28 protein-coding genes are annotated in these 25,658 nt (G+C 40.4%); 3 read left to right on the plus strand and 25 right to left on the minus strand.

All coding sequences use genetic code 11. From position 1 onward, the window contains the following. Positions 1–43: 43 nt before the first annotated feature. Complete coding sequence (locus tag HCN54_RS14635) at positions 44–976, plus strand: SPOR domain-containing protein (RefSeq protein ID WP_167598371.1); 933 nt, start codon at positions 44–46, stop codon at positions 974–976. A 99-nt stretch (positions 977–1,075) separates the two neighbouring features. Further along, positions 1,076–1,585 (plus strand): acyl-CoA thioesterase, encoded by a 510-nt coding sequence (locus tag HCN54_RS14640; protein ID WP_072981757.1) that lies wholly within the window; start codon positions 1,076–1,078, stop codon positions 1,583–1,585. A 63-nt stretch (positions 1,586–1,648) separates the two neighbouring features. Here the strand turns inward: HCN54_RS14640 and HCN54_RS14645 are convergent, their stop codons facing one another. The 21 genes from HCN54_RS14645 to HCN54_RS14745 all read right to left on the minus strand — a co-directional run bounded on the left by HCN54_RS14645 (position 1,649) and on the right by HCN54_RS14745 (position 21,830). Next, the gene (locus HCN54_RS14645; RefSeq protein ID WP_167598372.1) at positions 1,649–3,067 is read right to left on the minus strand and encodes an amidohydrolase; all 1,419 of its coding nucleotides are present in this window, start codon (positions 3,065–3,067) and stop codon (positions 1,649–1,651) included. Between the two features lie 68 nt (positions 3,068–3,135). Continuing rightward, on the minus strand, positions 3,136–4,389 hold the full coding sequence (locus tag HCN54_RS14650; RefSeq protein WP_167598373.1) for a murein hydrolase activator EnvC family protein: 1,254 nt from the start codon (positions 4,387–4,389) through the stop codon (positions 3,136–3,138). Then, positions 4,389–5,156 carry a DUF4292 domain-containing protein gene (locus tag HCN54_RS14655; RefSeq protein WP_167598374.1) on the minus strand — a complete coding sequence of 256 codons (768 nt, stop codon included), beginning with the start codon at positions 5,154–5,156 and terminating at the stop codon, positions 4,389–4,391. The genes HCN54_RS14650 and HCN54_RS14655 overlap by 1 nt, the downstream gene beginning before the upstream one ends. 1 nt (position 5,157) lies before the next feature. Then, complete coding sequence (locus HCN54_RS14660; RefSeq protein WP_167598375.1) at positions 5,158–6,504, minus strand: tetratricopeptide repeat protein; 1,347 nt, start codon at positions 6,502–6,504, stop codon at positions 5,158–5,160. A 9-nt stretch (positions 6,505–6,513) separates the two neighbouring features. After that, positions 6,514–7,524, minus strand: coding sequence for a sugar phosphate nucleotidyltransferase (locus tag HCN54_RS14665; protein WP_167598376.1), 1,011 nt, complete (start codon positions 7,522–7,524; stop codon positions 6,514–6,516). A 93-nt stretch (positions 7,525–7,617) separates the two neighbouring features. After that, positions 7,618–8,052, minus strand: a complete 435-nt coding sequence (gene dut, locus HCN54_RS14670) for a dUTP diphosphatase (RefSeq protein WP_072980851.1) — start codon at positions 8,050–8,052, stop codon at positions 7,618–7,620. Positions 8,053–8,084: 32 nt separating this feature from the next. Then, positions 8,085–9,521 carry a lipopolysaccharide biosynthesis protein gene (locus tag HCN54_RS14675; RefSeq protein ID WP_072981759.1) on the minus strand — a complete coding sequence of 479 codons (1,437 nt, stop codon included), beginning with the start codon at positions 9,519–9,521 and terminating at the stop codon, positions 8,085–8,087. A 72-nt stretch (positions 9,522–9,593) separates the two neighbouring features. Then, positions 9,594–10,016 carry a hypothetical protein gene (locus tag HCN54_RS14680; protein WP_167598377.1) on the minus strand — a complete coding sequence of 141 codons (423 nt, stop codon included), beginning with the start codon at positions 10,014–10,016 and terminating at the stop codon, positions 9,594–9,596. 177 nt (positions 10,017–10,193) lie between these two features. Next, positions 10,194–11,069, minus strand: coding sequence for an ATP synthase F1 subunit gamma (gene atpG, locus HCN54_RS14685; RefSeq protein WP_072980855.1), 876 nt, complete (start codon positions 11,067–11,069; stop codon positions 10,194–10,196). A gap of 29 nt (positions 11,070–11,098) precedes the next feature. After that, entirely contained in the window at positions 11,099–11,443 is a 345-nt protein-coding gene (locus tag HCN54_RS14690; protein WP_167598378.1) for a four helix bundle protein, read from the minus strand. 26 nt (positions 11,444–11,469) lie between these two features. After that, positions 11,470–13,050, minus strand: coding sequence for a F0F1 ATP synthase subunit alpha (gene atpA, locus HCN54_RS14695; protein ID WP_072980859.1), 1,581 nt, complete (start codon positions 13,048–13,050; stop codon positions 11,470–11,472). Positions 13,051–13,100: 50 nt separating this feature from the next. Continuing rightward, a complete protein-coding gene (atpH, locus tag HCN54_RS14700; protein ID WP_167598379.1) occupies positions 13,101–13,640 on the minus strand; it encodes an ATP synthase F1 subunit delta in 540 nt (179 codons plus the stop codon). Positions 13,641–13,655: 15 nt separating this feature from the next. Next, a complete protein-coding gene (locus HCN54_RS14705; protein ID WP_009781967.1) occupies positions 13,656–14,156 on the minus strand; it encodes a F0F1 ATP synthase subunit B in 501 nt (166 codons plus the stop codon). A 76-nt stretch (positions 14,157–14,232) separates the two neighbouring features. After that, on the minus strand, positions 14,233–14,421 hold the full coding sequence (gene atpE / locus HCN54_RS14710; RefSeq protein ID WP_004569351.1) for an ATP synthase F0 subunit C: 189 nt from the start codon (positions 14,419–14,421) through the stop codon (positions 14,233–14,235). A gap of 17 nt (positions 14,422–14,438) precedes the next feature. After that, positions 14,439–15,626 carry a F0F1 ATP synthase subunit A gene (atpB, locus tag HCN54_RS14715; RefSeq protein ID WP_167598380.1) on the minus strand — a complete coding sequence of 396 codons (1,188 nt, stop codon included), beginning with the start codon at positions 15,624–15,626 and terminating at the stop codon, positions 14,439–14,441. Positions 15,627–15,716: 90 nt separating this feature from the next. Further along, on the minus strand, positions 15,717–16,115 hold the full coding sequence (locus HCN54_RS14720; RefSeq protein ID WP_167598381.1) for a DUF6168 family protein: 399 nt from the start codon (positions 16,113–16,115) through the stop codon (positions 15,717–15,719). Next, complete coding sequence (locus tag HCN54_RS14725) at positions 16,112–16,327, minus strand: AtpZ/AtpI family protein (RefSeq protein ID WP_167598382.1); 216 nt, start codon at positions 16,325–16,327, stop codon at positions 16,112–16,114. Before HCN54_RS14725 ends, HCN54_RS14720 begins: the two co-directional genes overlap by 4 nt. Then, positions 16,296–16,700: a polymer-forming cytoskeletal protein gene (locus tag HCN54_RS14730; RefSeq protein WP_167598383.1), complete on the minus strand. Its 405-nt coding sequence runs from the start codon at positions 16,698–16,700 to the stop codon at positions 16,296–16,298. The genes HCN54_RS14725 and HCN54_RS14730 overlap by 32 nt, the downstream gene beginning before the upstream one ends. Beyond that, positions 16,700–19,261: a tetratricopeptide repeat protein gene (locus HCN54_RS14735; protein ID WP_240924897.1), complete on the minus strand. Its 2,562-nt coding sequence runs from the start codon at positions 19,259–19,261 to the stop codon at positions 16,700–16,702. Before HCN54_RS14735 ends, HCN54_RS14730 begins: the two co-directional genes overlap by 1 nt. A 324-nt stretch (positions 19,262–19,585) precedes the next feature. Next, positions 19,586–20,299: an ABC transporter ATP-binding protein gene (locus HCN54_RS14740; RefSeq protein ID WP_167598384.1), complete on the minus strand. Its 714-nt coding sequence runs from the start codon at positions 20,297–20,299 to the stop codon at positions 19,586–19,588. 61 nt (positions 20,300–20,360) lie between these two features. Then, positions 20,361–21,830, minus strand: a complete 1,470-nt coding sequence (locus HCN54_RS14745) for a DUF5687 family protein (RefSeq protein WP_167598385.1) — start codon at positions 21,828–21,830, stop codon at positions 20,361–20,363. A gap of 104 nt (positions 21,831–21,934) precedes the next feature. Between HCN54_RS14745 and HCN54_RS14750 the strand changes: the two genes are divergently transcribed. Further along, entirely contained in the window at positions 21,935–22,987 is a 1,053-nt protein-coding gene (locus tag HCN54_RS14750; protein ID WP_167598386.1) for a ferredoxin--NADP reductase, read from the plus strand. A 72-nt stretch (positions 22,988–23,059) separates the two neighbouring features. Here the strand turns inward: HCN54_RS14750 and HCN54_RS14755 are convergent, their stop codons facing one another. From HCN54_RS14755 to HCN54_RS14770, 4 genes are all read right to left on the minus strand, one after another. Beyond that, positions 23,060–23,335 carry a type II toxin-antitoxin system RelE/ParE family toxin gene (locus HCN54_RS14755; protein ID WP_167598387.1) on the minus strand — a complete coding sequence of 92 codons (276 nt, stop codon included), beginning with the start codon at positions 23,333–23,335 and terminating at the stop codon, positions 23,060–23,062. Further along, positions 23,325–23,561: a hypothetical protein gene (locus HCN54_RS14760; protein WP_167598388.1), complete on the minus strand. Its 237-nt coding sequence runs from the start codon at positions 23,559–23,561 to the stop codon at positions 23,325–23,327. The genes HCN54_RS14755 and HCN54_RS14760 overlap by 11 nt, the downstream gene beginning before the upstream one ends. A gap of 42 nt (positions 23,562–23,603) precedes the next feature. Beyond that, on the minus strand, positions 23,604–24,548 hold the full coding sequence (locus HCN54_RS14765) for an NAD(P)H-dependent flavin oxidoreductase (protein WP_167598389.1): 945 nt from the start codon (positions 24,546–24,548) through the stop codon (positions 23,604–23,606). Between the two features lie 66 nt (positions 24,549–24,614). Beyond that, entirely contained in the window at positions 24,615–25,655 is a 1,041-nt protein-coding gene (locus HCN54_RS14770) for a glycosyltransferase family 9 protein (RefSeq protein ID WP_167598390.1), read from the minus strand. Between the last annotated feature and the right edge of the window lie 3 nt (positions 25,656–25,658).

Here is a 25,658-nt window from a genome sequence, read left to right on the forward strand (position 1 = left end):
ACAACTTTCTAAAGGCGGTAGCATTTTTTTTTAATTTTACTTTATGCATTTTTCAAACTACATCAGCGACTTACTTTATAGATACGAGTGCGTGATCGTTCCCGGCTTCGGAGCGTTTTTAGCACACCGCGTTTCTGCATATCACGACGAAACCGCACAGGCCTTTTTCCCACCTAAAAAACGTATTTCTTTTAATGCACAATTGAAAGAAAATGATGGACTATTAGCTAATTATGTCGCTTCGGCAGAGCATTTAAGCTATGAGAGTGCATTACTAAAAGTGCAAGAATTCGCTATGAATATTCAGCAAAAATTGAATGCTGAAGAAACACTTGTATTTGATAAAATTGGTACCTTGTCTCAAAATGAAGCCGGAAACTTGAGTTTTGAGCCTGAGCAATCTACCAATTATTTAACCGAAGCTTTTGGTCTTGCCTCGTATACCGCTCAACCGGTGACACGCGAAGTATTAGCGCAAGAAGCCGAAGCTCTTGAAGAGAAAGCGCCTATACATCTTACTCCAGCCCGCCGCTCAAACGGCTGGATGAAGTATGCTGCAGTAGGATTGCTTACCATAGGTTTATCTGGAGCATTAGGCTTTTTATATTTCAAGGATATTGCAGATCATAATTTTGCCGAAAAACAAAAGGCAGAAAGTCAGATCGAAAATACTATTCAGCACGCGACCTTCACAATTGATAATCCGTTGCCTGCCGTTACTTTGAATGCCTTTAAACCAAAAGGAAATTTTCATATCGTAGCAGGAGCTTTTAGAATTCCTGAAAATGCTGAAACACGTGTAAATCAACTGCGCGAAGCCGGTTATAAAGCACGCACTTTAGGTGAAAACAAATACGGCTTGCATCAGGTGGTTTACGGAAGTTACACAGATCGCACCGAAGCTCTAAAAGAATTACGCAACATACGTAATACAGATAATCCTAATGCTTGGATGCTGATCCAGGAATTGAATTAAAGATCTCTTTTTACGATTAATATGCAAAAGCCTCCAAACTAGGAGGCTTTTTTGATTTTCTACCGGCTTTTTCTTCCTATTTTTGCCGAAAATCAAACTATGAAAGCAAAAACGCCTTCTGAATCGCGTACCACGCAAACCGATCTGGTTTTGCCGAATGAAACAAACCCTTTAAACAATATGTTTGGAGGCGAACTTCTTGCACGTATGGATCGTGTTGCGAGTATTACCGCCAGAAGACATTCACGCCGAATTGTGGTGACTGCATCGGTAAATCACGTCGCGTTTAATAAAGCGATCCCATTAGGGAGTGTGGTGACTGTAGAAGCTTCGATTTCCAGAGCTTTTAAGACCTCTATGGAAGTTGTGATCGATGTGTGGGTAGAAGACCGCGAAAATGGCCTTAAATCAAAAGCAAACGATGCGATTTACACCTTTGTTGCCGTAGATGAAACCGGAATGCCGGTACCTATCCCTCAAATTAAACCGGAAACCGAAAAAGAAATCCAGCGTTATGATGCGGCTTTACGCAGAAAACAACTCAGTCTTGTTCTCGCCGGAAAAATGGAAGCTAAAGAAGCTACTGAATTAAAAGCGCTTTTTGAGTAAGCCAATTCAATCATAAAGCAAAAACGGGAAGCAGTTGCTTCCCGCTTTTGTTTAGTATGTAGACTAGTTTCTATAATCTAGTGCCGGTTCTCGATCTCCCAACAAAGGGATATACTCAAAATCTTCGCCACGCTTTTCTTCAAATTCAGTCCAAGCTGCTTTAAGAATTTCGGGTTGGTCAAATAAGTCCATACCTGTTTTAGCCATAGTTTTTGCTGCTACCATCATTCCTTTGGTGCCTATACTGGTCCCTCCTGCTGCCACTGCTTGCCAACTGTGTGCCGGTGTTCCCGGCACCCAAGTAGCCGTATACAGACCAACGGTAGGTACGGTAAAACTCACGTCTCCCACATCTGTAGAGCCGCCCGCTTCAGGAATAGGATTGTACTCACTTATACCTTCTACATTTTTTACATCAAGGTCTGTATTCAAGCTTGTAGCAATTTCTTCGGCAAACTCGCGTTCTTCGGGCGTATAGGTATACCCACCAACCTCTTTCAAGTTGTCGTACATAAGTTTCTGTAGCGTAAGATTGGGTAGCAATTCGTGCGTTCCGCCAATCATTTCATAATCCATTGTTGTACCGGTTCCTAGTGCTGCTCCTTCAGCTGCTTTAACCATTCGGTCAAACACATCGATCACCACATCTCGGGTCGTGTGGCGCGCATAATAATATACCTCAGCAAAATCAGGCACAACATTTGGCGCCTTTCCTCCGTCAGTGATCACGTAATGAATACGGGTATCTTCGGGTACATGCTCGCGCATCATATTGATCATATAATTCATCGCCTCTACCCCATCAAGTGCTGAGCGCCCTTTCTCAGGAGCACCGGCAGCGTGTGCTGCGATTCCGTGAAATCTAAATTTAGCCGATTTGTTTGCTAATGCCGCGCCTGGATCAGCGCCGTTGGAATTTCCCGGATGCCAATTGATCACTGCATCCACGTCATCAAAGAGTCCAGCGCGCGTTAAATACACCTTACCTGAACCTCCTTCTTCGGCGGGACAACCGTAAAAACGAATGGTTCCTGATTTTCCTGTATTTTCCAGATAGTGTTTTATTGAAATCGCCGCGGCCGCAGATGCTGTACCAAACAAATGATGCCCGCACGCGTGCCCGGCCACACCGCCATTAGATTCTTTATGCGCAACGGCCTTTTGCGATAAACCGGGCAAGGCATCATATTCTCCTAAAACCGCGATCACCGGCTTACCCGAACCATAACTCGCAACAAAAGCAGTAGGCATTCCCGCCACGCCTGGTTCAATGGTGAAATCTTCTTCTTTTAAAGTTTTTTGAAGTAAAGCAACGCTTTGTTCTTCTTGATATCCCATTTCGGCGAAAGACCATATTTTATGGGCGATCTCGCCGTAGGCTTGGGTGTTTTGATCAAGCTGTTCTAAAACTTGCTCTTGTTTGTTTTGGGCGAAAAGAATCGTGGAGAGTAAACACGTAAAAAGGAAGGTAGTTTTTTTCATATAAAATCAGTTTGAAGAATTTGTGCACTTCTAAAATACAACAATCTGATTTTACGAGCTATACTCTGTTACATATTGTAAATCCAGTCTTCAGGATTCAAGCGCACTGAATCTTTATAGACTAAAAATTTCAAAATGGTTTTTCCATTGAATGAGTTCTCGGCAATTTCTCCTAAGGCTTGTTTTGTTGATACTTGATCGTTCACTTTCACCTTAAGGTTTTTTAAGTTTTGATAGACCGTGAGGTAATTACCGTGACGAATGAGTATGGTATAGCCGCCGCCCCGTATTAATTGCACTTGTTGTACGGTGCCTTTAAATGCTGCACGTGCAACACTACCGGGTGCAGTCTCAATCTCGACACCACTGTTGTATGTGGTAATATTTGGAAGCGTAGGATGCTTTGAGGTTCCGAATTTTTTATACACCCTGCCTCGTTCCACAGGCCAGTCCATTCTACCTTTATTCGAGGCAAAATCATTAGCAAGTGCTTTTGCCGCCGGAGTCAACGCAAAAGTAGGCATCGCTCCCTTTTTGATCTCTGTTTCAGAAGTAGTGGTAGCGCCACTTTCCTTTTTAGAAGCAGCGATCGCTTCCCGAATCAATCGGTCTATTTCCCGGTCAATACGATTAGCTTCGGCTTGTTTTTTATTGATCTGCGCAGCATAAGAGGATTCTTTCTCACGTATAGTCGCAATTAAAGCATCTTGCTGTTTTTTCTCATCTTCAAGCTTTTCTTGCTCTCTTTTGTTTTGAGCGATCAATTGCTGTTTTTCTTCCTTTTGATCTATGAGCTTGATATTGGTTTCTTGTAAAAGTGTCGTACGCTCTTTAATCTGGTCGCCTTGTTTTTTGCGGTAATTGCTGTATTGCTTCATATACTGCACCCGCTTATAGGCTTGTAAAAAACTCTCTGAAGACAGCAAAAACATAATACGGCTCTGACTGCTTTTACTCTTGTATGACTTTTGCACCATCGCCGCGTAATCTTCTTTAAGCTTTGATAGTTCGGCTCTCAGCTCACTGATTTTATTGATGTTTTGATTGATCTTTTGGGTGAGCAAATTCGCCTGACTGTTGGTTACCCTTATGAGGTTTTCCCGGGTTTTAATTTTTGAAGCTAAATCTTCAACCTGGCTCAGCACGTTAATCTCCTTCTTCTTGTTGCTTTGTCGCAACTTGCTCAACTCTTCAATCTGACTCATCAGCGCGCGACGCTGGCGCTCCAGCTCAGCTTGTTTGTCATTTTGGGCAACAGCGAGTAACGAACTTAGCAAAAGTCCAAAAAATAGGGTGTATTTCAATTTCAGCTTCAACTGCATTAAAGTTCGATTTCTTTTAAACCACCGGGAATATTAAACGGAAAACTCACTTCAGAATTAAAATCTAAACCGCGGTATGTGATGTCAATAGTTGTGGTTTTTTCTGCCTCTTGTGCTTTCACGTGGATTTCTGAAGGAAAAAAGCCTTGTTGCTCCTCGATATAATCTCCGTAGGAAATGGTGAGGTCGCGCTGAGCTTCCCGCTGGGCCAGTCGCTGTTCTTGTAGCGTAAACGCCCCGCTGTTAAGATAGAAAAACAGATCAAACAAGGCAGATTGCTTACGCGGTGCTACCAAATAGCGCGAAGAGGTTGCGCCGGCGCTAAAGCCCCCACTTCTTAAATCGTAAATAGGTTGCCCCAGCAGTAAAGCTTCAACTTGGTCATAATCTAGCTCTGTACCTAATAAATCACTCAATAATTCAAAGTCGCCGTCAAAGTAAGTTCCGTCAATTTTCTCGTAGAATTGAACACGGTCTTTCGTGATCATTGCTTTCGCTAAAGAAATCCCTAACACCGAAGCACTCATCCAGATGGTTTCTCCTTGTTTCATTCTTAGACTTACCGTTACATTTTGTGTGGTCTCAGGATCTGAGTATCGAATTTTAAGCCGTGCTGCCAAAGTCTCAAACTCAGGGTGCGTGTCATAATGCGCTTTAATGATTTTTGCCGAAGCTAAATCTTCTGTAGATGCTGCATTTTTGGTCGCCTTACATCCCACAAGACCTATAAGCGTTAGCACTAAAATTCCTCGATATATCAATTGCATACTATTGTGTCAAATTTGTTAATCGCTTGCGATACGCTGCTGCCTTTTCGGCATTTCCCAGCGTTTCGTAAGCGCGCGCAAGTTCGCTATAAAAATCGGCTTGCATTTGAGGATTTTCAATTACATAATCAATCCCCATCTCTAAATAATCTACCGCGTTCTGCGCTTTTCCTAAAGCGTTTTGCGCTACCCCATAAACTAAATAAAATACCGCCTGCGCCGGATAAAATGCCAGCGCTTCTTCACTTAATGCAGCAGCATTCTCAAACTGTTGTGCCTGTAATTGCAAGAGTACCAAATTACGCAGCACATTTACATCATCGGGATTTTTCTTATAAGCAGCCTCATAATAAGATAACGCCTTTGTTTTATCATTATTCTTTAGGTAATAAGCTCCTAATTCTTCATTAACATCAGTCGCCTCTTCCTCAGAAAATAAAGCGATCGCTTGTTCTAATTCTGGTTCAAACTCCGGATTGCGATCTACAAAGATTAAAAAATCATTAAGGACGCTATGTTTTGCTTTAGCTTCAACTTTTGAACTTTTCATCACGCGTTCTAAAGATTGAAAAGCGCGCGCTACATCATTCTGTTCTAAATGAAATTTGTACAGCGCCAAATGCACTTCATCTGCCTTTGGATTTACTTTAAGTAACTTTTGTGCAGTAGCATAAGCCTGTTGCGTTTTACCTTGTTCACTATAGATATAAATGAGATTGAGGTAATTTTTCTCATTTTGCGGATTTTGAGCAATCGCGTCTAGAAGCATTTTTTCTTTATAATCACCTCCGCTCAATGCCATAGCCTGTTCTCTGATCTGATTGCGATAAGCATCTTTACCCAACGCTTCATCCAGCTCATCTAAAACGTCTAAGGCTTCTTTAAAGGCTCCCTTACGCACATAAATACGCGCTAGATCTTCTTTATACTTAATGTCAAACTTAGCCAGGTCTTGTACTAGATCTATCGCTTTATCAAAATCCTGACGCGCATAGTACACTTCGTATAACGCCTCCATAATATCCCGCTGATTGGGTTTAAGCTGAAGCGCTTTCAGGTAATTGTTTTCGGCTTCTTGAGTGTTGCCCAAAGCCGCCTCATTTTTACCTTTTTCAAAATATAAAATAGACTCTTGCGGCCGTAATGCAATGCATTTATCTAATGCTACGATCGCGCGATCATAGTTCTCGATTCCTTTTTGCTTCAGTGCTTCAAAAAAAGATTCTTGAAAAGCGTCTGTAACATCTTCCAACTGATCTACATTCACGTCTTGCAAAGGTGTAGGCTCTTGGGCTTCCGCCAAAGGCGAAAACAAAAGCAACATTCCTAAAAACGCGAATCTTTTCATTTTGATCTTTTAAACCAACTCAGAATAGTCTCCTATACTGATTGCCGTAAAGTTACCATCGAATTTAGCATAATTACCAATCATAGCATTTTTTAACTGCGCATTAGTAACCTGGCTATAATTCTGAATCAAACTTTCTTCAATGCTGCTGTTTTCAATAACCGTGCCTTCACCTATAGAGACATTTGGGCCAATGGTAGCATCTTTTATCACCGCATTTTCACCAATATAACACGGCGGAATCACCGATGCATTCTCTAGTTGAGCTGAAGAAGCAACTAGGTGCGCACCTTCTTTGTGCAAAAACTGAAGCATTCTTCCGTTGGTCTCTACAGTAACGTTTTTATTGCCACAGTCCATCCATTCATCGATTTTACCAGGTTTAAATGTGTAGCCTTTCGCCTGCATTTGCTTGATCCCGTCGTTGATCTGATACTCGCCACCGTGCATCAATTTAGCATCTAAAACCGCCTGCAATTCGCTTTTGAGCACAGCTCCATCTTTAAAATAGTAAATGCCTATCACCGCAAGATCTGAAACAAAATCTTTGGGTTTTTCTACCAGACCTTCGATCTCATTGTTTTCATTTAGCGAAACCACGCCATAGGCTTCAGGATTTTTAACCTGTTTTACCCAGATCACACTGTCTGCTTCTTTATCTAACGTAAAATCTGCTCTAAAGAGTGTATCTGCATAAGCAATTACACAAGGGCCGCTCAAAGATTGTTGCGCGCACATAATGGCATGGCCTGTTCCTAAAGGTTTATCTTGATAATAAATGCTTCCTTTTGCGCCTAAATTTTGTGCGATTTGTTTGAGGTTTTCTTCGGTTTCTTTACCAAAATCCTCTGCGATCACATACGCTACTTCTTCGATTTTCTCATCCAGAACGCTTGCGATATCTTCCACCAAACGCTGCACAATAGGTTTGCCCGCAATAGGGATTAACGGTTTTGGAATGGTTAAGGTATGCGGCCGTAGTCGTGATCCACGACCTGCCATAGGGACTATGATTTTCATACGTTTAAATTTCTGGTTGTTCTCTGCAAAAAGAACCGTTATTTGAATTTAAAAGGCGTGTTTTGGGTGAATGCCTCTTAAATCATTAGCTCATTATTTGGTTCCGGTACTTCCGAAACCTCCAGCGCCGCGAGCCGTTTCACTTAAAACTTCAACTTCATTCCAATCAGCACGCTCGTGTTTTGCGATGACTAGTTGGGCAATGCGTTCGCCATTTTCGATCGTAAAATCTTCGTTAGATAGGTTGACTAAAATCACGCCGATTTCCCCACGATAATCTGCATCAATCGTTCCCGGAGCGTTGAGCACAGTAATACCTTTTTTTGCTGCTAGACCACTTCTGGGGCGCACTTGGGCTTCTATACCCACAGGAAGCTCAATGAACAAACCTGTTTTGATGATCGCGCGTTCTAAAGGTTTTAAGGTCACCGGTGCATCAAGCGCTGCGCGAAGATCCATTCCTGCAGAAGCTTCGGTCTCGTAATGCGGTAATGCGTGATTAGATGTATTGATAATGTTTATTTGCATAATGTGCTTTTAAGTTCCACGCTGTGGAATTTCTATTTTTTATTTCGCCCTAAAATGGCATTTAATTCCTTATGTTCCAGCAAGAGTGTTAATCCCATAAAAGCCAGAAAAATTACACCATTCACCCCATAATTTGATCTGAAAAAATAAAAGGAGACCAAAGCTCCGCTGGTAGCCAGAAGAAGATACATACTTATTCTGCTTACGTTGTAGGGGATCTGATAATATTTTTGGCCGTAAAAGTACGAAATCAGCATCATCGTACCATAAGCTACAACCGTCGTATATGCCGAAGCCATAAAACCAATGAGCGGTATAAAATACCAATTGAGCGCAATGGTAAGTGCTGCGCCTAGAATTGAGAAATACATTCCATACCGGGTTTTATCGGTAAGCTTATACCACACCGATAAGTTGTGATAGATTCCCAGAAATAAATTAGCCAATAGAATATAAGGAACGATCTCAATGGCTTTAAAATAGCTTGAGTCACTAATGAGAAGTGCTTTAAAAAAGTCGATAAAGCACACGATAAAAAGTAATCCTGCAGCACCTACAACCACAAAATATTTTAGTATGGTGGCATAGGTAGTTGGCGCATTTTTGTTTTTAGCATGACTGAAGAAAAAAGGTTCAGCTCCCAAGCGAAAGGCCTGTATAAAAATGGTCATAAAAACCGCCAACTTATAACATCCTGAATAGGCGCCCATGATATCCTTATCTAGCATATTCCCAATTAGAAGCTTGTCTAAATTCTCATTTACCACAAAAGCTAAACCCGCAACAAGTACCGGCCAACCATATTGCCACAACTGACCGAATAACTGCTTATCAAATACAAGTTTGATCCTAAAAAAATCAGGCGCAATTAAAAGAAAAGTCACCGCGCTCGCAGCTAAATTGGCCGCAAAAATATACGTGAGTAAAGCAGTTGGGTCGTACCAACTAAACTGCATATTAAATTCTGGAATTGCCCAAAGGAAAAAGATATTGAGTACAACATAGATCGCAAGGTTGGTAAGTTTTATTCCTGTAAAGCGCAACGCTTTACCTTTTGCTCGCAAATACGCAAAAGGAGCTACTACAAGCGCATCTAAAATGGTGACACCTAACAAGTATCCAAAATATTCTACAGGAAGCTCTAGAGCCTCGCAAATGGGCACACGCAATGCATAAAGTAGGGTGAACGCAATTAAAGAGGTTACAGTAAGTGCGATCAGCACCGTGCTGTACACTTTATTTTCATCTTCGGCTTTAGAAAAAAAACGGAAGAAGGCCGTTTCCATACCGTAAGCCAATAAAACATTTAAGAATGCCGCCCCCACATAAAAGGCTGTATTATCCGCATAGCCCGAAGTTTCCAAACTATCGGTGTGCAGACTGATCAGAAACAGGTTCATCAATCTGGGGAGAATAGTGGCTAGCCCATAAACCGCCGTATCTTTTACAAAACCTTTAAGTACGCTCAAAGAAGTTCGATTTTTTCCATTTAAAATTAACTATTCGGAAGCAATCCAAAACCGAGACTGCAACGCTTTCTCCTATTTAACCTCTAGAACGGTATAAAAGGTCTTATCTCCTACTTTGTATTCTAATAAGGCTTCATTTGCTTTGATTTTAAAAGGAACTTCAACCGGAATTTGCGGTAAAGGATTTTTCGCTTCATCTTCACGATTTACGGATAATATGCGGTCTTTACTATTCGCAGGCACTGTTGAGAAGGTGGCATAATACAGGTTGGTATCTTCCCAAAGTACTTTAGATTTTTTCTGCTGAAAATATAAAGATTCAAAGCTTACCTCTTGCGGAATATTTTTGGCTACAAAACGAATGTTTTCGATGCCGTTAACCCCAGATTTACGAGTCGCTTTTTCAATCTCAAAAGGCGGGTTCTTAACGAGTTGGTTGCTTCCTCCACAAGAGAATAAAGTAAATAAGAACAAAGCTGATAATATGTTTTTCATAAGTGCTTAGATTGGGTTTACAAAGCTAACGTATGGATTGTTTAGGTCGTATACAACAGATAAACTATCTCTGTCTATCGCAATAGCTATCAGAACTGGATATTAAGCGCTGCGATTGTACCAACAAAAAAGCCTTGCAACAATTGCAAGGCTTTAAGATATGAAATAAAATAATTTCTAGTTGTTTAATGCTTCTGCACCACCTACGATCTCAAGGATCTCGTTAGTAATTGCAGCCTGACGCGCTTTGTTATATGTCAATTTAAGCTGATCTCTCAACTCAGTCGCATTATCTGTTGCTTTATGCATCGCCGTCATACGTGCACCGTGCTCACTTGCTACAGAATCTCTTATTCCCTTAAAGAATTGTGTTTTTAAAGCTTTAGGTATAAGCTGTTTTACAATCTCTTCTTTTGATGGTTCAAAGATATAATCTGTAGTGTTTGCCGGAGCTACCTCTTCAAATTGCTCTTTTAAAGGAACAATAGGTAAAAACTGCTCACGGGTAACAATTTGTGTAGCGGCATTTTTGAAGGAATTGTAAAGCAATTCAACTTTATCATAAGTTCCTTCGGTAAATAAATTCATTGCACGCTCAGCAATTGCTTCAACATTCTCAAACGTTAAATCATCAAAGATCTCACTGTCATTAAAAATCACGGTGTGTGATTTTTTCAGAATGTCATTTGCTTTTTTACCAATGGTTAAGAAGTGTACTTCTTTACCGGCGTATACAGTATCTGCAATGTTCTTAGCTTCTTTTACGATGTTTGAGTTGAAAGCCCCTGCAAGACCTCTATTTGAAGAGATCGCAATTACAAGCACTTTTTCAACAGGACGCTCTTCAGCAAAACGGCTTCCGCTGTCTCCTTCCATCGAAGCACTAAGATTTTGAAGCAACTCGGTTAATTTATCAGAATAAGGGCGCATTGCTGTAATAGCATCTTGAGCCTTCTTCAACTTAGCAGCCGACACCATTTTCATAGCGCTTGTGATCTGCATCGTTGAAGATACTGATGAAATTCGGTTACGTATTTCCTTTAAATTTGCCATTTATTTAATTCAAAATGTTGAATTGAGAATTATGAGTTTTTGATTATACTAACCAACAACCTAATTAATTCCTCACAGTTTTCCGAAAGAGCTTTAGATACTTCAGCTATTTCAGTATGTTCAATAATTTGCAACCAATATTGAGTTTCTTCTGCTTCTTTTAAAGCTATACTCAATTTATTCTTAAAATCTTTGGTACTTACTGCGCGTTGCGATTCACGCACATTCGCACCAATACTTGTTCCAGATTTTAAAAGTTGTGATCCAATCTCATAAAAACCTTTGGCTTTTAATTGTTGTGTGTAAATAACTATTTCACACGCAAAATGAAAGGACTTATCAACTATCGCATTATTTCTAGGAACATAAGCCATCTAAATTCTACATTCAGAATTTAGAATTACTTCTTATATCGAGCAGCAAGGTCGTTTGCTACTGTAGTCAAGGTGTCGATCACCTCATCTGTAAGCTTACCTGCTTTCAGCGTATCTAAAGTAGCTCTGTGCTTAGCATTCAAAAGTTCAAGATAGTCTGTTTCAAACTCTTTTACTTTATCGATAGGCACATTGCGCAATAGGTTTTTAGAACCTGCGTAGATAATCGCGATTTGATCTTCTACAGTATACGGTGTGTTTTCCGCTTGCTTTAAGATCTCAACATTACGCTTACCTTTTTCAATAACGCTTAACGTAGCGGCATCAAGGTCTGAACCGAATTTAGCAAATGCTTCTAGTTCACGGAAAGCTGCTTGGTCTAACTTAAGCGTACCAGATACTTTCTTCATCGACTTGATCTGCGCAGAACCACCCACACGTGATACTGAAATACCTACGTTAATCGCCGGACGTACACCCGAGTTGAATAAGTCACCATCAAGGAAGATCTGACCATCGGTAATCGAAATTACGTTTGTAGGGATATATGCTGAAACGTCCCCTGCTTGAGTTTCGATAATCGGAAGCGCAGTTAATGAACCTCCACCTTTAACAATAGGCTTTAAACTATCAGGAAGATCATTCATATTCTTTGCAATATCATCATCAGCAATCACTTTTGCAGCACGCTCTAATAAACGAGAGTGTAGGAAGAAAACGTCTCCAGGATACGCCTCACGACCCGGTGGACGACGTAATAAAAGTGAAACCTCACGATAGGCAACCGCTTGCTTAGATAAATCATCATAGATGATTAAAGCAGGACGACCTGTATCTCTGAAATACTCTCCAATTGCAGCACCTGCGAATGGAGCATAAACCTGCATAGGAGCAGGATCTGATGCATTTGCAGCTACAATTGTAGTATAAGCCATTGCACCTTTTTCTTCAAGTACACTAGCGATACCAGCTACAGTAGAAGCCTTTTGACCTACAGCAACGTAGATACAATAAACAGGCTCTCCAGCATCATAAAATTCTTTTTGATTCAAAATGGTATCAATACAAACAGTAGTCTTACCTGTCTGACGGTCACCAATTACAAGCTCACGCTGACCACGACCTACAGGAATCATCGCATCGATAGATTTGATACCTGTTTGTAAAGGCTCATTTACCGGCTGACGATAAATAACACCAGGCGCTTTACGCTCAAGTGGCATCTCATAAGTTTCACCTTCAATTGCTCCTTTACCATCGATAGGTTGTCCTAGGGTGTTAACAACACGTCCTACAATACCTTCACCTACGTTGATCGAAGCGATACGTTGTGTACGTTTTACTGTAGCACCTTCTTTAACTTCTTTAGAAGGACCTAAAAGTACAACCCCAACGTTATCTTCTTCTAAGTTCAATACAATACCTTCAAGACCTCCGTCAAATTCAACGAGCTCTCCGTATTGTGCGTTAGAAAGACCATAAACACGGGCAATACCATCACCCACGGTGAGTACTGTTCCTACCTCATCTAATGAAGCTGATGCTTCAAAGCCTGAAAGTTGTTTCTTTAAAATCGTTGAAACTTCAGCTGGTTTTACTTCTGCCATTTTGTTTGATATCTAAGTAAGCTTTGATACAACTCAAAGCTAAGTTGTAATTATAAACGTTTACTAAATTCTTTTTGTACGCTCACAAGTTGATTTGCAACACTCGCGTCGTACTGTACATCTCCTACACGAAGAATAAACCCTCCTATTAAACTTGGGTCCATATGTTGTTCTAAAGTAACCTCACTGCTATTGGTAAGCTCTTTTACTTTAGCTAAAATTTTTGCTTCTAAACTAGCGTCTAACTCCACAGCTGTTGTTACCTGAGCAACAACAATTCCTTTAGACTCATTATATAAACTCACATAGCTTTGAGCTACCTGACCTAAAAGAGCGCTACGCTTTTTATCAACCAAAAGATCGATAAGGCTTAGTGTGCTTGGGTCATAATCTGCAAAAACAGCCTTTAACGAAGCTCTTTTATCTTCGGGCTTTATAACAGGACTTTTAAGCACACTGCGCAATTCTTTACTTGCGTTTAGTGTAGCATCAATAGATTTCATATTACCAAAAACAACTTCTTCAGTACCTTTTTCTTTGGCCTGATCTAAAATTGCCTTTGCGTAACGTATTGCTGCTCTTGATGACATGAACTGCTTGTTTTATTAGTTAAGGGTAGCGTCTTGCAGCATTTTATCTACATACTGCTGCTGTTTTTCTTTATCTGAAAGCTCTTGCTTAACCACTTTCTCTGCGATTTCAAGAGAAAGTTCTGCAACTTGACCTTTTAACTCAGCCACTGCCGCACGCTTTTCTGCTGCGATAGCCTCTTGTGCTTGAGTGATGATTTTATCAGCTTGCGCTTTTGCATCACCTTCAGCTTCTGCGATCATTTTTGTTCTGATCTCACGAGCTTCTTTCAGCATAGCATCACGCTCTGCACGTGCTTCCTGCAATGCTTTTTCGTTGTCTGCCTGAAGATTTTTCATCTCCAAACGTGCTTTTTCTGCTGCTTCTAATGCACCTTGAATTCCTTGCTCACGCTCATCTAAAGAGCTCAAGATAGGTTTCCAAGCAAATTTCTTCATCAATAAGATGAGGATAATTAATATAACAGCTTGCATTACAAACAAGCCCGGCGAAAAATCATTTAATAACTGATCCATCTTTGAATTTAATGTTTTAAATAAAACAACTCCTGTAACCAACCGTTACAGGAATTGCTTAGTTGTTTAAGCTTGATTATTTACCTAAGATCAACGCACCGAAAGCAAGACCTTCTAAAAGTGCACCAATAATAATCATCGCAGTTTGAATCTTACCAGCCGCTTCAGGTTGACGTGCGATACCTTCCATCGCTTTACCACCGATTTGACCTAGTCCGATACCACCACCGATAACGATTAATCCAGCTCCAATTAAATTGTACATAACAATTGATTTAAAAATTAAACAAAACTTTCTCTTACATCCTCTACGTCATCCACTTCGTGTCCCTCTTCATCGTGCTCGTGGTGATGGTCGTGTTCTGCAACCGCCATGCCAATGAACAACGCTGAGAGCATCGTAAAGATAAATGCCTGTAAGAATGCTACTAATATTTCAATAACCGAGATGAACAAGGTAAGAACCAGAGATAATCCTGTAGAACCTACTGCGCCAAACTGGGCTTTTAAAGTAATCATTAATGCGATCAACCCCATTACCACAACGTGACCTGCGGTGATGTTTGCAAACAAACGAATAAGAAGGGAAAAAGGCTTGGTCAACATACCTAAAACTTCGATAGGTATTAATATGATTTTCATAATCACCGGTACATCCGGCATCCAGAAAATGTGTTTCCAGTAATCTTTATTACCGCTAAACTGAACGATAAAGAATGTGAATAAAGCAAGACAAACAGTAACTGCAATTTGCCCCGTGATGTTGAAACCGAAAGGTGTCATACCCAATAGGTTTGAAACCCAGATGAAGAAAAATACAGTAAGCAAGAAACTCATATACTTACGATACTTGTGCTCCCCGATATTAGGACGTGCGATCTCGTCACGTACATAGATCACTAGCGGCTCTAATGCACGGCCAAAACCGGTTGGGATATTTTTCTTTTTGTATTGTTTTCCTAAAGAACCAAACCAGAACAATAACAGTAATCCTACGAGTAAGATTCCAAACACACTCTTGGTGATGGATAAGTCAAAAGGTTTGTGTGCATTTACCGGATGATGATCTTCTCCCATCACGATTTCCTCCGCACCTTCTTCTAGTTCGTAAATTTTATCGTGAAGATTTACAAAACGGCTTCCTCCTTTTTCAACAACAACCTCACCATCAATATCGTGATGAAATTCTGAAGACATAAATGCTACAGGACCGTTACTCGCCCATAAAATTATAGGTAATGAAAAACCTACACTGTGACGCTCACCATCACTCCCTTGATACGAGAACAAGTGAAAGTCATGAGAATCTTTTAAGTGATGATTGGTATAATCTGTGATTTCCTGCTGGGTATTTACAGGGCCTTCGTCATTAGCTTCCGCGACACTATGCTCTTGCGCATTTAACAGCGTTCCGCACAATAGAAAACTGATAACAGCTAGAAAATGAATGGGTAAAGAAGTTATCTTCATTATTATTTTTTAAAAAATCAGGCTTGCTAAAATTTGGTGCAAAACTAATCAATTTATTCACAATTGCACCTTTTTTATCAAGAAATAGACTTAAGATTCTTTTTTTAAGATTTTAACAATTACCAAGACCTCATAGATCAAGAATATAAATATGGGTATCAACATACTAAGACGCTCCATTCGCGTGAAAACAGTTTCAGAAAAGAGCAAATTTTTAAAAACTAAAGCCCATAAAAAAAGTTTGCCGAAAATGGTAAACAAAAACATATATCCTACCTTATCGTGAAGCTCCGGAAGCAGTGCCGGAAGGGTAATAAATGTGAGACAAATGATCAAGCTGCTGACACCACCAAACAAATAAAAATTGAGCAGATTGTAAGGAAGTTCTACATCAAGAAGATTGAGTATACCTAAATGCAGACCGTAAAAAACTACAGCCAGGCCGATGATCGTTCCTGCTGTGGTAAGAAGAGGTTTTGTAAGATTCATGAATTTAGATCTTTGACGGCTTTAATGATCACGTACATCGACAAAAATACGGCGAGTAACGTAACCGCAGGTTCTAAAAATGCAGTATTAAATTTTACATCGAGCCAAGAGCCCAAAAGATTGCCCAAATAAATGGTGACCCCCATTTGGATGGCAACGGTAGAAAATTTTGCCCAGCTTTTAAGCGGACTTTCCGGTTTCTTTTCTGACATCTTTAGACAGGTTTTTTACACCGCTTCCCATGACACAACTCGCATTAAAGTCGGCGCCGGGTTCTATCGCAAGTTTTTCGGTAGCGACCTCTCCTTTGATGACTGCAGAAGCTCTCAGGTTTAATAACCCACTAATAGCTACTGTGCCATCTACTTTACCTTCAATATCTGCTTCTTTACACACGAGCGTACCGATTAAAACTCCAGATTTACCAATAACCACCTTGCCGGTGCTTTCAATTTTTCCTTCTAACTTTCCATCAATTCTAAAATCACCCTCAGACTTGATTTCTCCGGTAATCGAAGTTCCATCACTTATTCTGTTTTGTTTATTGCCTGTTTCAGGGGCTTTTACAGATCTGTCTTTTCTCATTATTGTGAATCTAAATTTTTATATGCTTCCAAGTTTTTATGCAGTTGTATAATTCTATAATTGGCAGAACTTATCACAACAGGTTCTTGATCTTCTTCAATCACAACGAGCTTAGCCTCTTTCAGTCGCTCAGCAAAATATAAAGCCTCGACTTTTGATTTAAATCCGTGAAGCGCCAAAAACTGCGTTGCCTCATCATAAACGTCTCTTGATGCGCTCAATTGTGTAAAATTATTTTGCTTTAAATAGTTGCTGATCGAATCTTGCTTTTGTAACAACGCATTCTTTTCGCTGGTTTTAAAAGTATACAGCAAATTGTATTTTTTGGCCTCAGCATCCGCAACAAACGTATTGTTTTTGAGCTGTGGTAAAGCTTTTTCTAATAACTCTTTAGCCTTCTTCCCTTCTTCTTGGTTGGGATAATTCAAGGCCACATAATTTAAGGCTTGCTCATAAGCATCATAGCCTTTTGAGCGGCCAATTGCGGTTGCTTTTAGCAATTCAAACTTCGGAACAAAAGCATCTCCCGCATACTCGTCTATGTAGCGATTGGCTTGCGTAATAACCCTAGCATATTCTTGATTCTCAAAATCCCGATAGAGGTTGTTATAAAGCACTTCAGGACTATTCTGATCTTGCTCTAAGGCCTTATCAGGATTGTTGATGATACTCGCATATCTGGTGTCCCCGTAATTCTGAAGAATATCAAATTTATATTTATCACTGTTGAAGGTATCGCCGCTCGCTTCATAAAGCTGATACAAATTATATTTTGTCGGAAGCACTAAACGTTCTTCAGGATTGGCTGCCAGCAATGCTTCTAAACGCTGAATGGCCAACTGCGGTTCTTTTAATTTTTCTTTATAGATCAAGCCTAGCTGATAGTAAGCAAAATTGCGTGCTGTACTGATGCTATCGATGATAGGTTGTTCCGAAGGAATTTTACTGATGTAATTGTCTGCATTGTAAATCCCGTTATCCACTTCTTCAAGGAGATCCTCCTCACCTGCAATCTCGTTAGAAGCGAGTGCACTGCCTACACTGCTTGAAACACGCCAGTTATCTGCATTTTCACGAGAGCCCCAACGCTGCTTAAAATCAAGTTTGCCTTGTGCCACCTGCACCGGATTGTAGAAATAAAACCCACTGCTTCCACCTGGTGGATTGGGTCCGGAACTTGGGTTATTAGCAACAAAAAATTCGTTGTTCGCAATAGCTGCTTCGGCGTTTGCTTCAGCGATAGAGTCTTTTGCTTTTTGTTCTTTAAGGGCGGTGATATACGATTCAAAATATGCCTGCCGGTCGGCATCGTTCATATAAACCAAATTGAGAATACTGTCATTGCGCGTGGCGATTCCTTCATATAAAATCACATCGCTAAGATTCTCGCGCTTTTTACTGATGTTGCGGTATTCTCGAGTATTTTCCGGAATAAAAGCTAACGTACTATCATAATAAGCACCTGCGATCAAATATTCTGAATTGTTGAAATTGAGATCCCCCAGACTTAAATAATCTCGGGAAGTCAAGTATTTATCTTCGCCTTGCGAGGCAATAGATTTGTTATAGTAGGCTACCGCCGAATCTTCGCGACCTACATTGCGGTAGAATTCTGCAAACTGATACTGAATGATGTCTAGATACGGCCTGTTTTCTCGATTCTCTTCTAGATCTGTAAGTAGCTTAAAAAGGCGTTCTTGATCTCCCGTCTCATAATCAAAATTCCGAATCTTGTTGATGTACGCATTGATCATATAGCGGCGCGGAGAACGACGGTTGAGATCAATAACCTTGTCATAATTTGCATTGGCCAATTGGTTCTGCCCGATGTTGTCATAAAGCTGACCCTTGATAAAATAATACCGGCCTTTTTCTTCGTTTTTACGGGTGAGGTAGGCTGCTTTTTCAATATAAACCAAAGCACTATCTAGGCGGTTTTCAAAAATATATCCTTGTGCCAGCATCGCAGAAGCATCAGCAAAATCCTGCCGATCAAGTGCATCTTCTTCCTCCAGAAGTTTATGCAGACTCGCTATAGCCAGCTTGGTATTGTCTAAACGAATTTGAGTTTTGGCCTTCCAGATTTTGGCTTGGGCAATGTTATCACTTGCCGGATAATAGGATAAAATGTAGTTGAAGGCTTCTAGCGCGCGTAAAAAACGCAAATCATAATACCGCGCTTTTCCAAGCAGCATAAACGCTTCATCAATCTGCGGATTGCGCTCAGTCCCGTTAATTTCCATACTGTGTTTTTGTATGGCTTTTACGGCTTTTTCTTCGGCAATTTTAAAACTAGGGTCAATCGCTTCTCCCGGTAAGGGCACAAAATCTGGAGAATCTAAACGCTCAATGGGTAAGATGGCCCAAAAATTATCTTGATAGCCCTCAATAAGTGCATCACGCCCTTGCTCAAAAGCCTGGCGACCATTAAAAAGGGTATTGTATTCTGCGGTGATCGCGTGAAAATTGCGCGATAAAAACTTGTCTTTCTTACGGGAGCAGCCCACAAGAACAGTCAAAAGCACCAGAATAGCGAGTAATTTTTGTACCTGAGTTTGCAAATCGATTTAGATTATATAGCAATAACTGCAAAGTAGCAAAATTAGTATGAAGGGGTTAAAAAGACGTTAAAATAATTTTTAGATGTTAGGTCTTCTCAGTTTATACCGAAATTATAATTACAGCGATTATTAAAACTACGAGACAACCTACTAGAAACGAATTTGGGTGATCAATACAATTTTTATAGCTCCCTTTGAATAATGTACTAGCCCATAAAATCAAGCCTCCAAATGCTTGAACACTTAAATATCCCATAATTCTAATCCCTCAATCAAAAATTTAAAAAACAATAGCTGTAACAGAGAAAAATAAGTAATCTTCATCTACTCCACCCCCAAACTCTCCTTACTAAAATAGGCCTCAAGCTCTTTTAGGGTAGCTTCAGAAGTTTTGATGTCTTTTACAACACTTCCTTTTTCTAGGACTACAATGCGCTCGCAAACTTCGGTAACGTGCATCAGGTCGTGACTCGAGACCAAAACTGTAACACCAGTTTCTGCAGCCAATTTTTTGATGATGCCTTTTAGTCGTATTTGCGTGGTTGGGTCCAAATTTGCAAAGGGTTCGTCAAGAATTACCACTTCAGGATTTCCGATCAAGGTTGCAACGATGCCCACTTTTTTCATATTTCCTTTAGAAAGATCGCGCAGGTACTTGCGTTTATTTAAAATCTCATCATTAAAGAAATCTTCAAATCCGGCAAGCAACTTATCTACATCAGCTTTGTTCTGCCCGCGCAATTCGCCGATAAAATAGAAATATTCTTCCGCCGTGAGATAGCCAATTAAAAAACTCTCGTCTATAAACGATGCAGTATACGATTTCCAGGCTTCGCTCTCGTGTACTTTGACTTCACCATTTTGAATATATCCCGTAGTAGGCTGGATTAAATCGAGCAATGCACTAAATAAAGTGGTTTTTCCGGCACCGTTATTTCCTACCAAACCAAAAGATTCGCCTTTAGGAATTTGAAGTTCGTCTATTTTTAATACAGTAACGCCGTTGTAAGTTTTTGATAAATCGTGAATATGTATCATAATATCAATTTTTAGTGGTTAGTGAGGTTTTTCTCCCACAGGGAGGGATTGAGGGAGAGCCTTAGTTTTTCTGTTTGTAAGCTGCTATCGTTTTATATTTTTCGGTCTTGTAGATGCCAATGATCTTTTTGAACATAAAATCTCTAAACGCAAAACCGGAAATTCCGGCTAAGGCCACTAGCGCATAGCCAAATACGGGCCCGAGTGTAAAATGCCCTATGGTATACAGTACAATGGGCAATAACAGCTTCGGCATTGTGATCAATAAAGTTTTAACATTGAAAGACGAACTATCGCCAAAGGCTTTTTTATTGCTCGTCAAATCAATAGGTGTTTTGATATAAGCACCGCCCCAAAGCACCACGTGCCCGTTTACTCCCATATTGTAGATTCCGCCTACAAAAACAGCAGCATACGCTTCCCAACCAAAATATAAATAGCCCAAACCTAGAATCGTAGAGATCCCTGAAGCCAGCACGACAAGCATCCATTTAGACCGTAGATATTCTTCATAACTGATGTTTTGAGTCATCATAAGCGGATAGTACGAGCTGTCCCAACTGGGTACAAACTGCCCAAAACTGAACAGGAACCCACCGGTGACAAAGATTCCGGCAAAGATTTTCATAAACGGATTGTCGTAACTGTCAATTCCACCGGTAAAAAAGAGTAATCCGTAGAAAAGAAACACCACGCTCATAATCACCGTGGTTCTTGAGCGCTTGTTACGCTTAATGAGCTTAATATCATTTTTAAGGAAAACAGCCGTTTTACCGAAACGGTCTAACCAATCTAGATTTTCGGTAGAAGCCTCTTTCGTTTTTGCTGAAAGTCCGGCGTCGAGATACAGTCGGTTTAAGAAATAGCTGTGCGCCACTTTATACAACGCTATCGCGACTACAACCGGAATGGCGAACATCCACAATTGCTCAAATAAACCTTGAAAATATACGCCGGTATACGGTGTAACATCAAAAATCCCGTAATACTGCAGCGCGCCTAAACCAATAATCACCGAAGCTACGCCTACTACCAGCGGCATGGCGTCGTTTAAAAATACATTGATAAAGTTGTTGATGTAGATCATCGCCATCATTCCCAAATGCCAAGTGATAACCTGAAGCGGGTCATACCCCTGCGTCAACAACACCACGCTAAACGGAATAAAGAAAAATGCGTGCACAATGTTGAAAAACGAGAACATCGTTTTACCCAGTGCAAAGTTGACGATCTTCGATTTTTTAAACGGCATTAAAAGCAGCGGTTTAATATTAACCACCGGCATTTTTTGCAGCATATATTTAATCACTAGATCAAGCACCACATAATAAATCATAAAGCGATTTACGGTTTCTAGTGGCTCTAGACCGGCTTTTTCAAGACCAAAATAAGCACCAACACCCGCCAGTGTAAAAAGTCCGATAAAATATAGCGCTCCCAGCGCCATAAAGATTTTTAGAATAAGATTGGTCTGAAAAGCGGCAGATCTAAAAAAACTCTTCCACTCGAGTGTGAGGAAATATTTTATCATAAAGAATTGATTTTCTGTGTGGGCACACCTCATTGGTATGAAAATTATAAAAATGTTACGTTGCAAAACCGCATCGCTTTGTATTTTTGCCAAAATTTTATTCAATGAGCGATTTTCACGCACTTACTATTCAAGACATTACCCGCGAAACTCAGCAAGCTGTAAGCATCACTTTTGGTGTGCCTAATGCTTTAAAAGAGGCATTTACTTTTAAAGCCGGTCAATACATCACCTTAAAAACCAAAATTGACGGCAAAGAAGTGCGCAGAGCCTACTCGCTGTGTTCTACACCAAAAAGCGGAAACTTAAAAGTTGCGGTGAAAGAAATTCAAGGAGGTACATTTTCTGTACTGGCAAACAATAAATTGACTGTAGGAGAATCATTAGAAGTGCATCCACCGGAAGGAAAGTTTATTGTTGAGCCTAACGGCGAAAATCAAAAAGATTATGTGGCTTTTGCCGCAGGAAGCGGAATCACACCCGTACTTTCTATCGTAAAAACGGTTCTTGAAGAAGAGCCTAAAAGTCGTTTTGTACTTGCTTACGGAAACAGAACCGTTGAAGAAACCATTTTTCATAAAGAGCTTTTAGAACTTCAGCTGAAGTACCCTGACCGCTTATTCATCGAATTCATCTACAGCCGGAAGCAGGAAACCGATGCGCATTTTGGTCGAATTGAAAAAGCTACTGTAAACTTCATACTTAAGAACAAATTTAAGTCTCACGATTTTGATCAATACTTTTTATGTGGACCAGAAGAGATGATCAACGGAGTACGTGGCGTTTTAGAAGAAAACGGCGTAGCTAAAGAACAAGTAAAGTTTGAGTTGTTTACTTCGTCAGATGATGGCGAGGAGATTGCCGAAGCTTTAGACGGACAAACCACGCTAAAAATTGTTTGCGATGACGAAGAGTTTGAGTTGGTGATTCCTCAGGATAAAATTATTCTTGACGCCGCATTAGACAATGATATTGACGCGCCACACTCATGCCAAGGTGGTATTTGTAGTAGCTGTATTGCTCGCGTAACTGAAGGAACCGCAGTAATGCGTAAAAATCAGATCCTGACCGACGATGAAGTTGAAGAAGGACTCATTTTAACCTGCCAAGCGCTGGCAACCTCAGCTAATTTGGTAGTAGATTATGACGATATATAAGAACTTGCATTATTAAGCGAAAATCCCCTGAACATTTGAAATGTTCAGGGGATTTTTTAATTTGTCTTAGTTCTAATACCACTGCTTTTGATGTAAAATGCGTAAAATTTTTACTGACTTGTCAAGAATTACGTAATGAATAGAATACTTAAATTCTTCAAAATGAACTATTCTTATTTCTTTATAACGCTTTTGAAATAACTCTGGATTAGTTGCCAAAAACGTAAGACATCTTTTAAAATCCTCAAGGAATTCTTTTGATAGCTTACGGTCTTGAGCGCGAAAAAAACACATAGTAACATCAAGTTCTACCTGTGCTTCCTGAGATAATTCAATTTTATACCTCATACCTTTTCAAAACCTCTTCTGCTGAAGTAAATTTTAGATTCCCTTGATCCAATTTCGTAAGCATATCATCCATCATCTGTTTATACGATTCTGAAGGTTCACTTACTCTATGAGCTTTTTCCGTAACTGTTTTTTCAATTAGGCTTTTAAGCGATCTGTTTTGAGCTTTAGCCTCCTCATCAAGAATCTGAATCACCTCAGGGTCAAGATCTATTAATTTACGCATCTTTTTCATTGTATATAATTTATATATAAAAATAGCACTTCTTCACACAAAACGTTCAATAATTTTTTCTACCGATTCGATAGCTTTACTGTGCTCGATGGTTGGCCCCGCGACCCAAACGGTTTTATATGTCGCTTCGGTTGCGGCTTTGGTAACCATATTGGTTCCTTTCAAGAAGCGCAGCATTTTTACGTATTTCTTCAACCATTTGTTCTTATTGAGAATCTTTTCAAGCCAGGTTTGCTCAGTGCCTATTTCTTGTACATAGGGCGTATTGATGACCGTACATGGTGTCCCGCTGATTTTTTGAGTCAGAACAATGTCTTCAGCTCCATAATTCACACAGGCCTCTTTATATTCTTGAGAAACCCCTGCTTCTTCCGAAGCAATAAACGGACTACCAACACTTACACCAACTGCTCCAAAGCTCAGTTTTTCTTCAAGTTGAGTTTTAGTTCCTACGCCACCCGCTGAAATTACCGGAATCTTCAAAGCTGCGTTTAGTTCTTCAATCAGTTGTTTAGGGGCAATATTACCTCGGTGCCCGCCAGCTTCATTGTTTACGGCAATAACCGCATCACAGCCTAAGCTTTCAACTTTCTTTGCCTGTTCGAGATTCACTATATCGCAAAACACCAGAATGCTCTTTTTATGAGCCTCTTCAATGACTTGTTTGGGATTGCCCAGAGAGGTGATGATAAAATCACAACCTAACTCGCAACATACCTTGAGTTGCTCGGGGAATTTCAGATTTGATTTATTGACGATCAAGTTGAAACCAAACGCTCCGCCTTCGGTTTTAGCGGTTTTCAATTTGGTTAGGGCTGCTCGTAATTCGGGTAAGGTGCGGTAATTCAACGCCGGAATACAACCCGCAATTCCGGCTTGCATTGCGGCTTTTACCATAGCAACGTTAGACACCAAAAACATAGGCGCCATAATGATTGGATGTTTGATATTTAGTAGTTGCGTAAGCGGCGTTTTCATAAGCGTAATTTAGAGAAGTAAGATACCTAAATATTGTACGCTAACGCGAAAAGCTTGAAATGAAAACTAATCTAAAATCTCCGAAAGCCGCTTTAGCACAGTCTCCGGCTGAATGCTATGCATCGCGCGTTCATAGCCTTCAGGAACCTTGTTGCCGTATGCTGAAGTGGGGATCGCAGGAAACTGTTTACGATCTGCGGTAAGTTGGTTTTCCTTCGTCTGCCCATAGGGTGCAAAGCCCAAATACGGGTGCGTAACGCCCCAAAGCGTCACCACCGGAACGCCAAAAAGCGCAGCCATATGACCGTTGCCGCTATCCATCGCAAGCATCGCATCAAGATGGGAGATCAACGCTAATTCTTCTTCAAAACTGAATTTACCCGCGACATTTATACAATTCTCATATTTGGCAGCAAAGGATTTCAGAAGCTGCTCTTCTTCCTTCCCTCCTCCAAAAAGAATGATTTTTAAAGGCTTTTCATTTAAAGCTGACAAGACTTGATCTGCCAGATCTAAAGGGTATTTTTTACCCTCGTGTGCTGCAAAAGGTGCAAAACCCAGCCATTTGTAAGGTTCTTGACCTATGGTTTGCTGTATTGTGTCGTTAAGTTTGCGCTTCGGTAGCAACTCATCTTCTTTTAATCGCACCGGGAAGCCCAAAGCTTCAAAAACATCAGCATAACGCTGATGTGTAGTTTTAAGCGGTTTAAAAACTTTATCTGTTTCTCGTGTAAGCGCTTTTTTTTCGGCTCTACCTTTATCTATTTGTGCTGTTTGACTTCCGCGTAAGCGAAAAAAAGATAACAACACCTTAGACCGAATCACATTGTGCAAATCTGCAATTGCGGTAAATTGTTCGGGTCTAAGCGCTTTATAAAGTTTGTATAAACCGGTACCGCCTTTGTATTTAGTTTTTACCTCGGCACCAAAAAAATGAACGCGCTCAATTCCTAAGAAGAAAGGCTCAAAAAAAGGTTTAGAAACGACCGTGATCTCCAGCTCTGGATAGGTAAGCGTTAACGCGATTAGCACGGGTACGGTCATCGCCACATCGCCCATCGCTGAAAACCGAATACATAAAATATGCGCTGCTTTTGGAGAAGGCATCAA

This window comes from Leeuwenhoekiella sp. ZYFB001, assembly GCF_011784865.1.
Taxonomy (GTDB): Bacteria; Bacteroidota; Bacteroidia; order Flavobacteriales; family Flavobacteriaceae; genus Leeuwenhoekiella; species Leeuwenhoekiella palythoae.